Raw genomic sequence first — 15,614 nt, 5'->3', positions numbered from 1 at the left:
CGCCGGGACCGGGGCAGCGTGGCCGGTGACGTCCCCGCCAGCCGGCGCAGCCCGTCGCCGGCCGCGAAGCCGACTCTGACCAGCGCCCGGGCAGCGGTGTTCAGCTCCGGCAGCAGTGGCACCAGCTGCGGCATGGCGTGCACCAGGTGCGGGGCGTTGCGGGTCATCAGGATGTGCCGCTCGACGGCGCTGCGCCGGGCGATCCCCACGTTGCCGCTGGCCAGATAGCGCAGCCCGCCGTGCACCAGCTTCGAACTCCACCGGCTGGTGCCGAACGCCAGATCGTGTTTTTCGACCAGCACCACCGACAGCCCGCGGGTCGCCGCGTCCAGTGCGATGCCCGCCCCGGTGATACCGCCCCCGATCACCAGGACGTCGATGCCGGTTCCGTCACCGAGCGCGGCGAGCTCGGCGCTGCGTCGGTGTTGATTCAAAGCTGTTGAACTGCTCAAGGTTTCAGATATCCGTTCAGCGAATGGGTCAGCTCGGTGTCGAGCTCGTCGGCGGGGAGCAACTCGGCCACCATCTGGGCCGACTGAATGCTCGACTGGGTGATGAGCAGGCACATCGCCGCCATCTGCCGGGGGTCGCCGGTGCGGACGCTGCCGTCGTCCTGCCCGGCCTTGATCGCCTCGGCCAGTGCGTCGACCAGGATCTGCTGGCTGGTGCCCAGCCGGTCGGCGATATAGGTCATCGCGATGCCGGGGGCGTTGTGCAGCACCGAGGAGACGACGTCGTCGCCGCGCAGGTGCCGGGCCACCGCGACCACCCGGGCCACCGTGTCTTGTCGCGCCACCCCGGTGTCGGGCACCGCGTCGAGCACCCGGGAGATCCGCAGGGTGAGCAGTTCGGCGATGAGGTGGCGGATGTCGGGCCAGCGCCGGTAGACGGTGGGGCGGCTGACGCCCGCGCGCCGGGCGATCTCGGTCATCGTGGTGCGCTCGACGCCGTAGGCAAGCAGGCAGGCCGCCGCGGCGTCGAGGATCCGCTCTTCGACACTCTGCGCAGAGTTACGGTTTGACACCATCTGTAATACTGTAACGCATGACCTACCTTGACGCCCACCGCAACGATCCGCCGATGCTGTGGAACGGCTGGGGCGATCCCGAAGCCGCCACCGGGCTGTCGGCAGGCATCCGGTCCCTACTCGAACAGGCCCTCGGCATCGCGGCGGCCGACGTCGACGCCCCCGACCTCGATCAGGTCCGGCTGCGGCCCTCGGCGTTGTCCCGGTCCGACCGCGACGGCCTGGCCGCGATCCTCGGCGCCGAGCACGTCGCCGTCGACGACCGGGACCGGCTGCTGCGCGCCGGCGGCAAGTCCACCCTGGACCTGCTGCGCCGCCGCGACTTCGGGGTGCAGGACGCCCCCGACGCGGTGCTGCTGCCCGGCGGCGACGACGACATCGCCGCGGTGCTGCGCTTCTGCGCCGACCACAGCATCGCCGTGGTGCCGTTCGGCGGCGGCACCTCGGTGGTGGGCGGGCTGGATCCGATGCGCGGCCGGTTCAAGGCCGTGGTCTCGCTGGACCTGCGCCGGCTCGACGCACTGCACTGGCTCGACGAGGTCTCCGGGGAGGCCGAGTTGGGCGCCGGCGTCACCGGCCCGGACGCCGAGCGGCTCCTCGGCGAGCGCGGCTTCTCACTGGGACATTTCCCGCAGAGCTTCTGCTTCGCCACCATCGGCGGATTCGCCGCGACGCGCTCGTCGGGCCAGGACTCGGCCGGCTACGGCCGCTTCGACGACATGATCCGCGGACTGCGCGCGGTCACCCCCGCGGGCACGCTCGATCTGGGCCGCGCCCCGTCCTCGGCGGCCGGCCCGGATCTGCGTCAGCTGATGATCGGCTCCGAAGGCGCCTTCGGCGTCATCACCCGGGTGCGGCTGCGGGTGCATCCGGTGCCCGAAGCCACCCGCTACGAGGCGTGGTCGTTCCCGGACTTCGCCACCGGGGCCGACGCGCTGCGCGCCGTCGTGCAGACCGGCACCGGCCCCACCGTGCTGCGGTTGTCCGACGAGGCCGAGACCGGCGTCAATCTCGCGACGACCGAGAGCATCGGCGAACAGCAGGTAGCCACCGACGAGCGCTCGCGCGAGGAGCAGACAAGCGGCGGCTGCCTGGGAATCACCGTCTTCGAGGGCACCGAGGCGCACGCCGCTGCCCGGCACTCCGAGACCCGCGAGCTGCTGACGGCCATGGGCGGAACGTCGCTGGGCGAGCCGGCCGCCCGGGCCTGGGAGCACGGCCGTTTCAACGCGCCCTACCTGCGCGATGCGCTGCTGTCGGCGGGTGCGCTGTGCGAGACGCTGGAGACGGCGACCACGTGGTCCAACGTGCCGCTGTTGAAGGCCGCGGTCACCGACGCACTCACCGGCGCGCTGGCCGATTCGGGCACCCCCGCGCTGGTGATGTGCCACATTTCGCATGTGTACCCGACCGGCGCCTCGCTGTACTTCACCGTGGTCGCCGCCCAGCGCGGCAACCCGCTCGAGCAGTGGCGCACCGCCAAGGCGGCCGCCTCCGAGGCGATGGTGCGCACCGGCGGGACCATCACCCACCACCACGCGGTGGGCACCGATCACCGGCCGTGGATGCGCGAGGAGGTCGGCGACCTGGGGGTCGAGTTGCTCAAGGCCGTCAAGGCCGCGCTCGACCCCGCCGGCATCCTGAACCCCGGCAAGCTGATCCCGTGACCCTGGGCCGCGTCACCGTCCTGACCAACCCGGCGTCGGGACACGGCAACGCGCACCACGCCGCCGAGCGGGCGATCACCCGACTGCACAGCCGCGGCGTCGACGTCGTCGCGATCGCCGGCACCGACGCCGAGCACGCACGACGCCTCCTCGAGGGTGCGCTGGAACGCGAGATGGACGCGCTGGTGGTGGTCGGGGGCGACGGCATCATCTCGGTCGCCCTGCAGGTGCTGGCCGGCACCGCGACGCCGCTGGCGATCGTGCCCGCCGGCACCGGCAACGACCACGCGCGCGCGTTCGGCATCCCCACCAGGGATCCCGAGGCCGCAGCCGACGTGGTGGTCGACGGCCGGGTCGACACCGTGGACCTGGGCCGCATCGCCGGCGCCGACGGCACCGTCCGCTGGTTCGGCACCGTGATGGCCGCCGGCTTCGACTCGCTGGTCACCGACCGGACCAACCGGATGCGCTGGCCGCACGGGCGGATGCGCTACAACCTGGCGATGGTCGCCGAGTTGTCGAGGTTGCGGCTGCTGCCGTTCCGGCTGACGCTGCGCGGCACCGACGGCCCGGCCGAGATCGTCACCGACCTGACCCTGGCCGCGTTCGGCAACACCCGCAGCTACGGCGGAGGCATGCTGATCTGCCCGGATGCCGACCCCCGGGATGGCCTGCTCGACGTCACCATGGTGGCCTCGGCGTCGCGCACCCGGCTGATCCGGCTGTTCCCGACGGTGTTCAAGGGCACCCACGTCGACCTCGACGACGTGCACACCGCCCGGGCGCGCGCCATCACCGTCGAATGCCCGCAGAATCCGGAGATCAACGCCTACGCGGACGGCGAGTACGTCTGCCCGTTGCCCGTCGAGGTCGCCGCGGTTCCCGGGGCGCTGCGGGTCCTGCGCCCCCAGGCCGGTTAGCCGACTCCCCTGCTCAGCCAGCTGACCTCGGCGCCCTCGCCGCCGTCACGGTAGGCCTCCAGCGCATCGTCCCAGGCGGTGCCCAGCACCGAGTCGAGTTCGGCGGCCAGGGTGTCCGCGCCGGCGGCCATCAGCGCGCGCAGGCGCATCTCGCCGACCATCACGTCCCCGTTGGCGCTCATCGGACCGCTCCACAGGCCCAGCTGCGGGGTGTGGCACCAGCGGTGCCCGTCGACGCCCTGGCTGGGGTCCTCGGTCACCTCGAAGCGCAGCACCGACCACGAGCGCAGCGCGTTCGCCAGCTGGGCGCCGGTGCCGACCGGTCCGACCCAGTTGGTCACGGCGCGCAGCTGTCCGGGCATGGCCGGCTGCGGGGTCCACTTCAGATTCGCCCTCGAGTTGAGGGTCGACGACAACGCCCACTCGACATGCGGGCATACCGCCGCGGGCGACGCGTGGATGTAGACCACGCCCGTCGTCGCGTCGGCGAATTGGTTCGCTGCACGCATCTGCTGCTCCTTCGGCTCCACGAGGGACGTCTTCCCCAACGACCTGGTGGGCCACCGAACAGCGTGCGATCAGTCAGCAGGATGAAATTGTGATTCGAGAGTCTTACGAGATCATTGTGCCTCGTGAGGCGCATGTTGCGCTAGTCGCGTCCGAATTCTCTCAGAACTTCATCAGACAGGGCCGGCATCACCGAATGCGCCCACTCGCCGAAGGCCCGATTGGTCAGCACGACCAGCGCCAACGCCGCATCCGGATCGACCCACAGAAAGGTTCCCGACTGGCCGAAATGCCCGAAGGTCCGGGCCGAGTTCCGCGCTCCGGTCCAGTGCGGAGATTTGCCGTCCCGGATCTCGAAGCCCAGCCCCCAGTCGTTGGGACGCTGCACCCCGAACCCGGGCAGCACCCCGTCCAGACCGGGGAACTGCACGCTGACGGCCTCGGCGTGCATCGGTTCGGACACGGTGGCCGGGGTCAGCAGGTCACCGGCGAAGGCCGCCAGGTCGTCGACGGTCGACGACGCGCCATAGCCGGCCGCCGCCACGCCGCCCTCGAGTTCCGTGTCGGCCATGCCCAGCGGCGCCAGGACCGACTCGGTCAGATAGCTGTCGAACGCGATGGTCGACTCCCGCTCGATGGTCTCGGCGAGCACGGTGAACCCGTAGTTGGAGTAGATCCGGCGGGTCCCGGGCTCGGCCATCACCTTCGCCGAGGTCATCTCGTAGCCCGCCGTGTGCGCCAGCAGATGGCGGACCGTGGACCCGGGCGGCCCGGCGGGTGTGTCGAGTTCGACCGCACCCTCCTCGACGGCGACCTGCGCCGCGCGGGCGGCCAGCGGTTTGGTCACCGAGGCCAGGGCGAAGCGGGCACCGGTGTCGCCGTGGCGGGCCAGCACACCCGAGGGCCCCACCACCGCGGCAGCCGCGGTGGGCACGGGCCAGTCGGCCAGGACATCCAAGGCGCTCATCGATTGAGCAGCCTAGTTGCCTTGCCCGTTGGCCTTCCCGTTCGGCTCGGCGCCGCCGACCACCGCATGGATGCGACCCCGCGGGTAGGGCAGATCGATCCCGTTCTCGTCGTAGGCCCGCAGGATCTCCCGGCGCAGGCGGCGCTGCACCGACCACTGCGCGCCCGGACGGGTCTTCAGCGTCATCCGCAGCGTCAGCAGATCCGGCGACAGTTCCTGCACCCCGAGCATCTCGGGTGGGCCGATGACCTTCTCCCGCAGCGCGGAGTCGGCGATCGCGGCCTGGGCAGCCTCGACCGCGACCTGCTCGGCACGCTCGACGTCGGCGGTCAGCGCCACCGGGAGCTCGATACGGGCCACCGCGTACTCCTGGCTCATGTTGCCCACCCGGGTGATCTCGCCGTTGCGGACGTACCAGAGTGTGCCGTCGATGTCGCGCAGCGTCGTCACCCGCAGACCGACCGTCTGCACCTCACCGATCGCCTCGCCGAGGTCGACGATGTCGCCCACCCCGTACTGGTCCTCGAGCAGCATGAACACCCCGGTGACGAAGTCACGCACCAGGTTCTGCGCGCCGAAGCCGATGGCCAGGCCGACGACCCCGGCCGAGGCGATGAACGGTGCGATGTTCACCCCGACGACGTTGAGGACGGCCAGCACCAGCCAGGTGAGCAGCACGATCGACACGGTGGACTTGAGCACCGATCCGATGGTGTGCGCCCGCTGCTGGCGTCGCTCGTTGACCTGCTGACTGTCGACGGTGGCGGCCGACCGGTCCCGCAGGCCCCGCAGCAGCGGCGGCTTGGCGGGTGCGTTCTCGTCCCCGCTGACCTTCTTGGCCTTGTCGGAGCGGCCGGTGGCCCGGTCGATCATCCGGTGCAGGATGAACCTCGCGATCAACACGGCGAGCACATAGGCGCCGATCCGGATGGGCACCTCCACAAGCCAGTGCTGGTTGGTCTCCGTCCATTCGAAAGCGAGCAGTTGCGGGTCCATGACCCCGACCGTACGGGGATCATTCTGGGGAAGAAAACAGTGGAGGTCAGCCCGCCGCAACGGGCTGACCTCCACCGCGTCGACTCAGTACTGCCGCCACGCGGCGACCACGGCCCCGACGTGCCGGGCGTCGGTGCCGCAGCAGCCACCCAACACCCGCACAGCCGGGAGCCGGTCACGCAGCGCTGCGTGCTGCGCGGCCAGCTCGTCGGGGTCTCCGTCGTCGAGTTCGGTGGCCTCGTCGAGTTCGGCGTGTGACTTGGCCGAGGCGTTGGCCCGCAGCCCGGCCACCCGGTGCCGCCACGGCCCGTCGTGTTCCAGCGCCCAGGAGAAGTGCGTCGGGTGGGCGCAGTTGATCATGAAATACTGCGCCGCTGAATCGGTTTCGGCGTCCACCTGACCGATCGCCTCGTGCAGCGGCTGACCCGTGGGCAGGCAGCCGTCGGTTTCCACGGTCAACGAGATCACCGCCGGGATACCTGCCGCCCGGGCGGCCCGCACGACGCCGATGGACTCGTCCGCGCTGGTCATGGTGATCGCGGTGACCTGGTCGGCCGAGGCGCCGGCGAAGGACCCGATCTGCTCAGCGTGATAGCGCTGGGCTTCGTCGGGGCCCATCGCGGCGCCGGGGTCGTAACCGTCGCCGCGCGGGCCCACGCATCCGCTCACCACCGTGGTGACGCCGTCGGCCGCGGCTGTGTCGCAGACGTCCCGGGCCAGCGCCACCGCGGCCCGGTTGACCTCGTCGAGCCGCCGGGCGGAATAGCCCAGCTGCCGGGCCCAGTCCGGGTTGGCCCGCCACGTCGGGGTCTCCAGCACGAAGCCGGCACCATGTGCTCGGGCGATGTCGAGATAGCCCTCGTAGTAGCGCCGCAGCCGGGCCCGGCCCTCGCCGGTGTCCAGCAGCGGGAATGCCGCGAACGCCGGCAGCTCGCGGCCGTCGTGGAAGACCAGCTCTGTCTCCAGCCCTCCGTCGGTGACGAACAGTCCGAGCCCGCGCAGCTGCGGTAGGACGGTCAGCTCACTGGATTCATCGATGACGACCATGCGTCACTTCCGGGCCACGTAGTAGAGGTTCATCGGATCGGAGTCGATCTCGTGCACCGTGACGTCGACGAACCCGGCGTCGGTGAGCATCGTGGTGGCCAGCTCATGGCCCCAGCAGGTGCCCAGCCCGTCCCCGTCGAGACCGAGCGACACGCTCATGCAGTGCATCGTCGAGATCGTGTACAGAAAGGATTTCAACGGGACGCCGACGTTGTCCTCCAGATGGCTGGAGGCCTTGATGTCGACCATCAGGAACACCCCGCCAGGCCGCAGCGCGCGGTGGATGTTGGCCAGCACCTGTGCCGGGTGCGCCTGATCGTGGATCGCATCGAAGGCGGTGATGACGTCGAACGCCTCGGTGGCCGAGAAGTCCGCGGCGTCCGCGGACTGGAAGGTCGCGTTGGTCAGCCCGCGCCGCTGCGCCTCTGCCCTCCCGGCGGTCAGACCCTCGTCGGAGAAGTCGATCCCGACGAAGCGGCTGGCCGGGTACTCGGCGGCCATCACGTTGATCGCGTGCCCGCTGCCGCAGCCGAAGTCCGCGACGTCGGCGCCGGCGCGCAGCCGCTCCGGAACGCCTTCGGCCATCGGCAGGATGCCGTCGATCAGGGCGGCGTCGAACACCTCGCCGCTCTCCTCGGCCATCAGCGAGTGGAAGCGCGGGTATTCGCTGTAGGACAGCCCGCCACCGTGCTGGAAGCAGTCGATCACCTTCTGCTCCACCTCGCCGAGCAGCGGGATGAACTGTGCGACGCGGGCCAGGTTGTCCGGCCCGGCCGCACGAGTCAGCACCGCCGCACGCTGCTCGGGCAGGGAGTACGTCTGCGTGCCGGGGTCGTAGTCGATCACCTGGGCGGAGACCATGCCGCCGAGCCATTCCCGCACGTAGCGTTCGTCGAGGCCGGCGGCGTCGGCGATCTGGGTGCTGGTGGCCGCGGGAAGCCCGGTCATCGTGTCGAACAGCTTGGTCTGGTGCCCGATCGACAGCAGGATCGCCACGCTGGCGGAGTCGAGGGCCCCGACAACCCGCTCGGCGAATTCCTCGGTGGTGTCACTGGTGGTCACTGGTGTGTCATGAAATGTGGTCATGTCACCGACGCTAGGAGTCGGGCACCTGGCGCGGCATCGGCCACACGATGCAAATCGCCTGCGCAGCCATGGTGCGAATGATGCAGAGCGCCCCGCGCGGGTGGGGGTCGCTACAACACGTTGCTGGCGTGGGCCCAGGCCACCGCCGCGGTCCGGGAGGAGACCCCGAGCTTGGCGTAGATGTTGGCCAGGTGCCGGCCCACCGTCTTCTCGGAGAGGAACAGCTGTTCGGCGGCCTGGCGGTTGGTGGCGCCCCGCGCGATGCATTCGAGCACCTCGAGTTCGCGCCGGGTCAGGCCGCCCGGGGACGGGGTGCCGCAGATCCCGGCCGGTTCCACACCGAGCTGGACGTAGATGGCGTCAGCGGTGGCGGCGTCTGCGGCGGCCGCCTCGACATCGCCCAGGCCGCGCCGGGCCAGCGCCATCCACTCGTAGACCTCAGCGGTCTCGAAACGCGACTGTTGAACCCGGTACTCGCGCAGCGCGGCCTGCAGCGACTCGAGCGCCTCACCGAACTCGCCGCGGCGCACCGCGACAGCCCCGCGGGCATGCGCGGCCCAGGCCAGAAATCCCGGCGTCTTGAATGCCTGTGCATCGAATTCCAGCTCGTGACAGTAATTCTCGGCCTCGTCGAGGGCATTGCGTCCGAGTGCGATCTCCACCGCGGCACGCAGCAGCCGAACCCGGGCCAGCCGGTCTCCCCCGGCCAGCGCCAACCGGATGCTCGTCCACGCTCCGGCGTGGTCGCCGCGCCGGCAGGCCAGCAGCGCCTCCCCGGGCTGCGGATCCACGCCCAGCGCCCGGGCCTGCCCGAAAGCCGCTGCAGCGCCGTCGAAGTCACCCATCAGGCGGCGCACCTCGCCGAGTTGGTAGTAGCCTTCGCCCGCCGCCCAGGTGTTGACCTCCTCGAGCGCCCGGCTGGCCACCCCGAGCCGGTCCTGCAGGACGCGGTAGTCGTCGGTGTGCACCTGCACCTGCAGCCGGTGCACGTCGCAGACTCCGCCGTAGGGCACCGAACCCGACAGCCCGCACCACTGCTCCATCGAGTGCGTCCAGGAGCGCATGCGCGGCAGGTCGGCCAGTTTGTGGCAGTGGTGCAGCACGATGCAGTAGATGTCGCCGGCCCATTCGATCGGCACCTGATCGGCCACCAGCGGCAGGATCGCCTCGTCGATGAGCGCATACCCCTCGGCGGTGCGCGCGTGCAGGATCGCCTCCAGGCCCCCGGCGATCAGACCCAGCGCGGTCACCGCCGGGGTCTGCAGCCGCTCGCCGAGTTCGCGCAGCGTGCGCACGTGGACGGCCAGCGTGTCCAGGTCCAGGGTGATGGCGGCGACGGCGGCGTCGAGGTAGGTCAGGTACCCGTGCGCCGGGCCCTCCTCGGCCCCGACGAGCAGCCGGCGGGCCCGGTTCATCCAGCCCTGCCCGATGTTGACGTCGCCGCGCACCAGCCAGGCCAGGCCCAGCTCGTTGGCCTTCATCGCGGCTGCCACCGGATCGGTCCTGGTCAGCTCGGCGAACACCCGCTCGGCGGCGCGGCTGGATTCCTTGACGTGACCGAGCCGCCAGGCCGCGAAGGAGAAGGCGTCGAGGTCGTCGGTGCGCAACGGCTCGGCCCGGCTGACCAGGTCGAACGCCTCGTAGCTGGCGCGCCAGTCCCGGCGCTCGTGCGCGGCGCGCGCGGCGACGAGCAGATCGGTGTTGGCCTCTGTCAGCATCACCTGCCAGGTTATCGCCAATGAGCAGGTTCAGGACAGCTCGATCGACCTTTTGGCCAGACCCATCCAAAACCCGTCGAGCACCTGGCGCGGCTGCGCGCCGGGGTCGTCGGCGGCGCCCAGCGCGACGAACAACGGCGCGAAGTGCTCGATGGTCGGATGCGCGTAGGGCATCCCGGGCGCCTTGGCCCGAAAGTCGACGAGCGCATCGACATCCCCGGCGGCCAGCCGCTCGCGGGTCCATCCGTCGAACTCCGCCGACCAGCCCGGCGGCACCGCCGCCGGTGACCGGTCGGTCAGGAACGGCAGCCCGTGGGTGGTGAAACCCGAACCGATGATGAGCACTCCGGCGTCGCGCAGCGGGCGCAGCCGCCGGCCGAGCTCCAGCAGCCGCGCCGGATCCGGGGTGGGCATCGAGATCTGCAGCACCGGGATCGCCGCGTCGGGGTACATCACGGTCAACGGGACGTAGGCGCCGTGGTCGAGCCGCCGCCCGCTGTCGTGGTGGACGGGCTCGCCGTCGGGCATCAGCGCCGCCACCGCGGCGGCGAGTTCCGGCGCGCCGGGTGCCGGGTAGGTCACGTCGTAGTAGCGCGCGGGAAAGCCCCAGAAGTCGTAGGTCAGCGGGGTGCGCGCGTCGGTGGAACCGATGGTCAGCGGCGCGGCCTCCCAGTGCGCGGAAACCACCAGGATCGCCCGCGGCACCGGCAGCGCCGCACCCCATTCCTCGAGCTGCGACACCCACAGCGCATCGTCGACCAGCGGCGGGGCGCCGTGCGAGAGGAACACCGCAGGCGGCCGCACCACCGGGTCTGCGCTGTTCACGACAGGGTGAACGCAGTTACCCCCGCCAGCTATTCCGGCGCCTGTCGACCCATTAGGTTGGAGGCATGACTCAGACGGTGCGAGGTGTGATCTCACGGACGAAGGCGCAACCGGTCGAGGTGGTGGACATCGTCATCCCCGACCCGGGTCCGGGCGAGGTCGTGGTCGACATCGCCGCCTGCGGGGTGTGCCACACCGACCTGACCTATCGCGAGGGCGGCATCAACGACGAGTTTCCGTTCCTGCTGGGCCATGAGGCAGCCGGCACCGTCGAATCCGTCGGGGCGGGCGTGACCAACGTCGAACCGGGCGACTTCGTGGTCCTCAACTGGCGCGCGGTGTGCGGGCAGTGCCGGGCCTGCAAGCGGGGCCGCCCCCACCTGTGCTTCGACACGTTCAACGCCGAGCAGCCGATGACGCTGACCGACGGCACGGCGCTGACCCCGGCGCTGGGCATCGGCGCTTTCGCGGACAAGACGCTGGTCCACGAAGGTCAGTGCACGAAGGTCGATCCGGCGGCCGATCCGGCCGCGGCCGGACTGTTGGGGTGCGGCGTGATGGCCGGCGTCGGCGCGGCGATCAACACCGGTGCGATCAACCGGGACGACACCGTCGCGGTGATCGGGTGCGGCGGGGTCGGCGACGCGGCGATCGCCGGGGCCCGGCTGGTCGGCGCCAAGCGGATCATCGCGGTGGACATGGACAACCGGAAGCTGGACTGGGCCCGCCAGTTCGGCGCCACCCACACGATCAACGCCGGGGAACTGGACGCGGTGGAGACGATCCAGGACCTCACCGACGGCAACGGCGCCGACGTGGTGATCGACGCGGTCGGGCGGCCCGAGACGTGGAAGCAGGCGTTCTACGCGCGCGACCTGGCCGGCACCGTGGTGCTGGTCGGGGTCCCGACCCCCGACATGACCCTGGAGATGCCGATGATCGACTTCTTCAGCCGCGGCGGGTCGTTGAAGTCCTCGTGGTACGGCGACTGTCTGCCCGAGCGGGACTTCCCGACGCTGATCAGCCTGTATCTGCAGGGCCGGTTCCCGTTGGACAAGTTCGTCTCCGAACGCATCGGCCTGGACGGCATCGAGGACGCGTTCCACAAGATGCACGCCGGTAGCGAAGATGTAGTGCTGCGTTCGGTGGTGGTCCTGTGAGCGCCCCGATCCAGCGGCTGGTCACCAGCGGAACGTTCGAGCTCGACGGCGGCAGCTGGGAGGTCGACAACAACATCTGGCTCGTCGGCGACGACAACGAGGTGGTGGTTTTCGACGCCGCCCACACCGCCGACCCGATCATCGAGGCGGTGGGCGGCCGCCACGTCGTCGCGGTGGTGTGCACGCACGGCCACAACGACCACGTCACCGTCGCTCCGCAACTCGGCAAGGCGCTCGACGCGCCGGTGCTGATGCATCCCGCCGACGACATGCTCTGGCGGATGACGCACCCGGACAGCGACTTTCGCTCCGTCTCCGACGGCGACGTGCTGCGCGTGGCGGGTACCGAACTGCGTGCGCTGCACACACCCGGGCACTCCCCGGGCTCGGTCTGCTGGCACGCACCGGAACTGGGCGCGGTGTTCAGCGGCGACACGTTGTTCCAGGGTGGGCCCGGCGCGACGGGGCGGTCGTTCTCGGACTTCCCGACGATCCTGGAGTCGATCTCCGGGCGGCTGGGCAAGCTGGCGGGTGACACCGTCGTCTACACCGGCCACGGTGACACGACGACTGTCGGCGACGAGATCGTGAACTACGACGACTGGGTGGCCCGCGGCCATTGATGGCCAATCGGACGTGAGCCACTAGTCAGCTGTCGAGGATGCGGCGCTTCTCGGCCTGAAACTCGGCTTCGGTCAGCGCGCCGGACTCACGCAGCGCGGCCAGGGTCTTGAGCTGCTCGAGCCGGATCCCCTGGTCGCTGGGTTCATGGCTGTCCACCGGCGGCGGCAGCGGTCCCGGCCAGCTGGGCTGGTCGTATCGGGGCTCGTCGAGACTGATCGGCGCCGGCGGCGGGGCCGGGCCGCCGCTCCGCAGCCGCCACATGACACCGGCGAACAGACCCACCACCCCGGCGGCGATCAGCCCGCCGGAAACCCAGGTCAGCCACCACATCGAGCTGTTGCGGCCGAATGCCAGCTGCGGATTGATGTAGCCGGCGACGTTGCCGCGGACCGCGACGTCGTAGACACCCTCTTCGGGAATCTGGGCCACCCACAGCCGGATCCGGACGTCGCTGTTGACCGAGGTGGTCGCGCCGACGCTCTTCGTGACGACCGGGTCCGGCACGCCCTCGGGCGGGGTGACCGCCAATTCCAGCGCCGGCACCGGGAAGCCAGCGTTGTTTATTCCGCCCGGGACCTGGGTGTGGAAGCTGACGGTGGCCTCCCCGGCGGGCAGCTGCAGCCTGCCCTGCCCGGGGATGAGGACCTCGCCGTAGGCATCGAATTCGTCGAACACGAACACGTTGAGCACGATCGAGACGATGAGCCCGGCCACTCCGGCGACCATCGCGAGGACCGCGCTGGTCAGCGCGAGCCGCGGACCTGTCCGGGAGGCCATGACCGAAGTCTGTCACGACTACACTTCAGCGGCACGCCCGCCGCGCGAGGACTACCGTGCGGGGGTGAGGGATGAAACGCAGACGTGCTCGGAGGTCGCGATGCCTGAATCCAGCATCGTCGTGCGGCCTCAGGCGATGGACAGCGAGACCTACACCGCGTCCTCACGATTGCAGGCCGCCGGGTTGGCGCCGGCGATCGCCGTGTTCGAGCGCGCCGCCGCCGAGGTTCCGCTGCCGCACCCGCCGCAGCCGATCGTGCTGGCCGACTACGGCGCGGGCAGCGGCCACAATTCGCTGCTGCCGCTCGGAGCGGCGATCGCGGTCCTGCGCAAGCGCACCAGTGCCGACCACTCGGTGCTGGTGGCGCACACCGACACCACGGACAACGATTTCTCCGCGATGTTCCGCACCCTCGAGGAAGACCCCGACACCTACCTGCGCAAGGACCCCGCGACGTTCGCGTCGGCGGTGGGGCGGTCGTTCTACTCCCAGATCCTGCCGTCCAACAGCGTCAACCTCGGCTGGAGCTCGTGGGCGATCCAGTGGCTGAGCCACACCCCGGGTGAGATCGCCGGCCACGTGCACATCGCCGACTGCGACGACGAGCAGGTGCGCGGGGCCTTCGCCCGCCAGGCCGCCCACGACTGGCATGAGTTCGTCGCGTTCCGCGGCCGCGAGCTGTGCCCCGGCGGGCGGCTGGTGGTCATGACGATGGGAGTCGGTGACGACGGCGAAATCGGTTTCCGTCCGCTGCTGACCGCGATCGACGACACACTCGAGGAGCTGGCCGGCGACAAGCTGATCGAGGCCGACGAGCTGTCCCGGATGTGCGTGCCCACGGTCGCCCGCCGGGAGGTCGACTTCACCGCACCGTTCGCGCCGTCGGGGCGCTTCGAGCGGCTCCAAATCGAGCATCTCGAGGTGTTCGACGCCGAGGACCGGTTCTTCGGGCGCTACCAGAACGACCGCAACGCCGAGGCGTTCGGCGCCCGCTGGGCGGCCTTCGCGCGGGCGGCGGTGTTCCCGGCGCTGTTGACCGCGTTGGTCAAGGGCCCGGCCGACGAGCGGGTCGAGCAGTTGTTCGACCGGCTCGAGGCCGGGGTGGCCGAGCGGATGGGGGCGGCCCCCGAGCGGGTGCAGATCCCGCTGGCGCACGTGGTGCTCTTCAAACGCCCGAAGAGTTAGCGGATCGTTCCCTTCCCCGGGATCAGCGGCAGGTCCAACGCCGTGACCCAGCCCGGGGACAGATCGTTGACCGCGGGCACCGCGTTGAGCGCTCGCAGCCCGGTGGCCAGGCAGCCTGCGGCAGCCGCGTCGCGTCCCGAACCGTCGGTGAAGCGGAACGCTGTCTCCTGGGAGATGCTCGGGGTGCCTTCGATGTCGACGCGGTAGACGTCGTTCTGGTCTCCCGCCGGCCAGTCCGGGGCCGCGTCGTTGCCGATGCGGTTGACGTGCTCGAGCTGGATACGGGTCTCGCCCCGGTACACGCCGTTGACCGTGAACCGCACCGCGGCCACGTTGCCGGGCGCGATGACACCCTTGACGGTTCTGCGCTCGGTCGGGGTGACCCATTTCTCCCAGGTGGTGGTGATGTCGTCGAGCATGATGCCGGCGGCGTGCGCGATCATCGGAACGGTTGCGCCCCAGGCGAATACCAGGATGTCCGGGTTCTCCAGCATGGCCCGGTACTCGGGCGGGCGGCCGATGCCCATCTCGCGGTCGTAGTCGCCGCTGTAGTTCGTGTAGTCGAGCAGCTCGGAGGCACGCACCGTCCGGACCTCCGAGCACAGGCCCATCAGTGTCATCGGGAACAGGTCGTTGGCGAAGCCGGGGTCGATGCCGGTGGTGAAGCACGACGACTCGCCGAGTTCGCAGGCCACGGTGATCGGCTCGATCCAGTCCGGCGGGTTCAGGTGCATGGTCGGCCAGATCCACGGCGTCATCGCCGTCGAGCACACGTCGATCCCGGCCCGCAGGAACCGGGTGATCAGCGCGATGTTGGCGTCGGCGTGCGCAGCGGTGGGCCCGTAGTGGACCAGCGCATCGGGTTTGAGCGCGATCAGCGCCTCGACGTCGTCGGTGGCGGTGATCCCGGTGGTCGTGGACAGCCCACAGATGTCACCGACGTCGCGACCGACCTTGTCGGGGTTGCTGACCCCGACACCGACGAGCTCGAAACCCGGATGCTTGAGCACTTCGGCGATCACCATCGCGCCCACGAAACCGGTTCCCCAGATCACCACTCGCTTGACGCCGGATCTGCTCACGCACCCTGCCTCTCGTCTCGCCCCG

At 70.4% G+C, this 15,614-nt stretch carries 16 protein-coding genes; 5 read left to right on the top strand and 11 right to left on the bottom strand.

What is annotated here, in order from left to right; translation table 11 throughout:
* Positions 1 to 452: FAD-dependent oxidoreductase (locus ACXAID_RS12845; RefSeq protein ID WP_475022601.1), on the bottom strand; the 452-nt coding region annotated here is incomplete at its 3' end.
* On the bottom strand, positions 449 to 1,027 hold the full coding sequence (locus ACXAID_RS12840) for a TetR/AcrR family transcriptional regulator (protein WP_475022600.1): 579 nt from the start codon (positions 1,025 to 1,027) through the stop codon (positions 449 to 451). The genes ACXAID_RS12840 and ACXAID_RS12845, both read right to left, overlap by 4 nt.
* 53 nt (positions 1,028 to 1,080) lie before the next feature.
* Between ACXAID_RS12840 and ACXAID_RS12835 the strand changes: the two genes are divergently transcribed.
* Both ACXAID_RS12835 and ACXAID_RS12830 read left to right on the top strand, forming a co-directional pair.
* Positions 1,081 to 2,694 (top strand): FAD-binding oxidoreductase, encoded by a 1,614-nt coding sequence (locus ACXAID_RS12835; RefSeq protein ID WP_475022603.1) that lies wholly within the window; start codon positions 1,081 to 1,083, stop codon positions 2,692 to 2,694.
* 2 nt (positions 2,695 to 2,696) lie between these two features.
* Positions 2,697 to 3,614: a diacylglycerol kinase gene (locus tag ACXAID_RS12830; protein WP_475022602.1), complete on the top strand. Its 918-nt coding sequence runs from the start codon at positions 2,697 to 2,699 to the stop codon at positions 3,612 to 3,614.
* On the opposite strand, the gene ACXAID_RS12825 is transcribed toward ACXAID_RS12830, so the two are convergent.
* The 7 genes from ACXAID_RS12825 to ACXAID_RS12795 form a co-directional block, all read right to left on the bottom strand.
* A complete protein-coding gene (locus ACXAID_RS12825; protein WP_475022599.1) occupies positions 3,611 to 4,123 on the bottom strand; it encodes a DUF3145 domain-containing protein in 513 nt (170 codons plus the stop codon). The two genes, ACXAID_RS12830 and ACXAID_RS12825, sit on opposite strands and share 4 nt — an antisense overlap.
* Positions 4,124 to 4,263: 140 nt before the next feature.
* Positions 4,264 to 5,088 (bottom strand): serine hydrolase domain-containing protein, encoded by an 825-nt coding sequence (locus tag ACXAID_RS12820; protein WP_475022598.1) that lies wholly within the window; start codon positions 5,086 to 5,088, stop codon positions 4,264 to 4,266.
* Positions 5,089 to 5,100: 12 nt separating this feature from the next.
* Positions 5,101 to 6,084, bottom strand: a complete 984-nt coding sequence (locus ACXAID_RS12815; RefSeq protein ID WP_475022597.1) for a mechanosensitive ion channel family protein — start codon at positions 6,082 to 6,084, stop codon at positions 5,101 to 5,103.
* 84 nt (positions 6,085 to 6,168) lie between these two features.
* Entirely contained in the window at positions 6,169 to 7,131 is a 963-nt protein-coding gene (locus ACXAID_RS12810) for a homocysteine S-methyltransferase family protein (protein ID WP_475022596.1), read from the bottom strand.
* 3 nt (positions 7,132 to 7,134) lie between these two features.
* Entirely contained in the window at positions 7,135 to 8,217 is a 1,083-nt protein-coding gene (locus tag ACXAID_RS12805; RefSeq protein WP_475022595.1) for a class I SAM-dependent methyltransferase, read from the bottom strand.
* Positions 8,218 to 8,327: 110 nt separating this feature from the next.
* On the bottom strand, positions 8,328 to 9,935 hold the full coding sequence (locus ACXAID_RS12800) for a helix-turn-helix transcriptional regulator (protein ID WP_475022594.1): 1,608 nt from the start codon (positions 9,933 to 9,935) through the stop codon (positions 8,328 to 8,330).
* Between the two features lie 30 nt (positions 9,936 to 9,965).
* Positions 9,966 to 10,760 carry a dioxygenase family protein gene (locus ACXAID_RS12795; protein ID WP_475022593.1) on the bottom strand — a complete coding sequence of 265 codons (795 nt, stop codon included), beginning with the start codon at positions 10,758 to 10,760 and terminating at the stop codon, positions 9,966 to 9,968.
* Positions 10,761 to 10,825: 65 nt separating this feature from the next.
* Here ACXAID_RS12795 and ACXAID_RS12790 point away from each other — a divergent pair, with 65 nt between their 5' ends.
* Both ACXAID_RS12790 and ACXAID_RS12785 read left to right on the top strand, forming a co-directional pair.
* On the top strand, positions 10,826 to 11,920 hold the full coding sequence (locus tag ACXAID_RS12790; RefSeq protein WP_475022592.1) for an S-(hydroxymethyl)mycothiol dehydrogenase: 1,095 nt from the start codon (positions 10,826 to 10,828) through the stop codon (positions 11,918 to 11,920).
* On the top strand, positions 11,917 to 12,543 hold the full coding sequence (locus tag ACXAID_RS12785) for an MBL fold metallo-hydrolase (protein ID WP_475022591.1): 627 nt from the start codon (positions 11,917 to 11,919) through the stop codon (positions 12,541 to 12,543). The genes ACXAID_RS12790 and ACXAID_RS12785 overlap by 4 nt, the downstream gene beginning before the upstream one ends.
* 25 nt (positions 12,544 to 12,568) lie before the next feature.
* Here the strand turns inward: ACXAID_RS12785 and ACXAID_RS12780 are convergent, their stop codons facing one another.
* Positions 12,569 to 13,321 carry an SHOCT domain-containing protein gene (locus ACXAID_RS12780; protein WP_475022590.1) on the bottom strand — a complete coding sequence of 251 codons (753 nt, stop codon included), beginning with the start codon at positions 13,319 to 13,321 and terminating at the stop codon, positions 12,569 to 12,571.
* 100 nt (positions 13,322 to 13,421) lie between these two features.
* Between ACXAID_RS12780 and ACXAID_RS12775 the strand changes: the two genes are divergently transcribed.
* Entirely contained in the window at positions 13,422 to 14,507 is a 1,086-nt protein-coding gene (locus tag ACXAID_RS12775) for a class I SAM-dependent methyltransferase (protein WP_475022589.1), read from the top strand.
* Here the strand turns inward: ACXAID_RS12775 and ACXAID_RS12770 are convergent.
* Positions 14,504 to 15,589 (bottom strand): NAD(P)H-dependent amine dehydrogenase family protein, encoded by a 1,086-nt coding sequence (locus tag ACXAID_RS12770; RefSeq protein WP_475022588.1) that lies wholly within the window; start codon positions 15,587 to 15,589, stop codon positions 14,504 to 14,506. The genes ACXAID_RS12775 and ACXAID_RS12770 overlap by 4 nt on opposite strands.
* Positions 15,590 to 15,614: the final 25 nt, after the last annotated feature.

The organism is Mycobacterium sp. ABE4_509, from assembly GCF_056160785.1.
The sequence above is the reverse complement of the archived record's forward strand: the minus strand, read 5'-3'. Positions and strand labels throughout refer to the sequence as shown.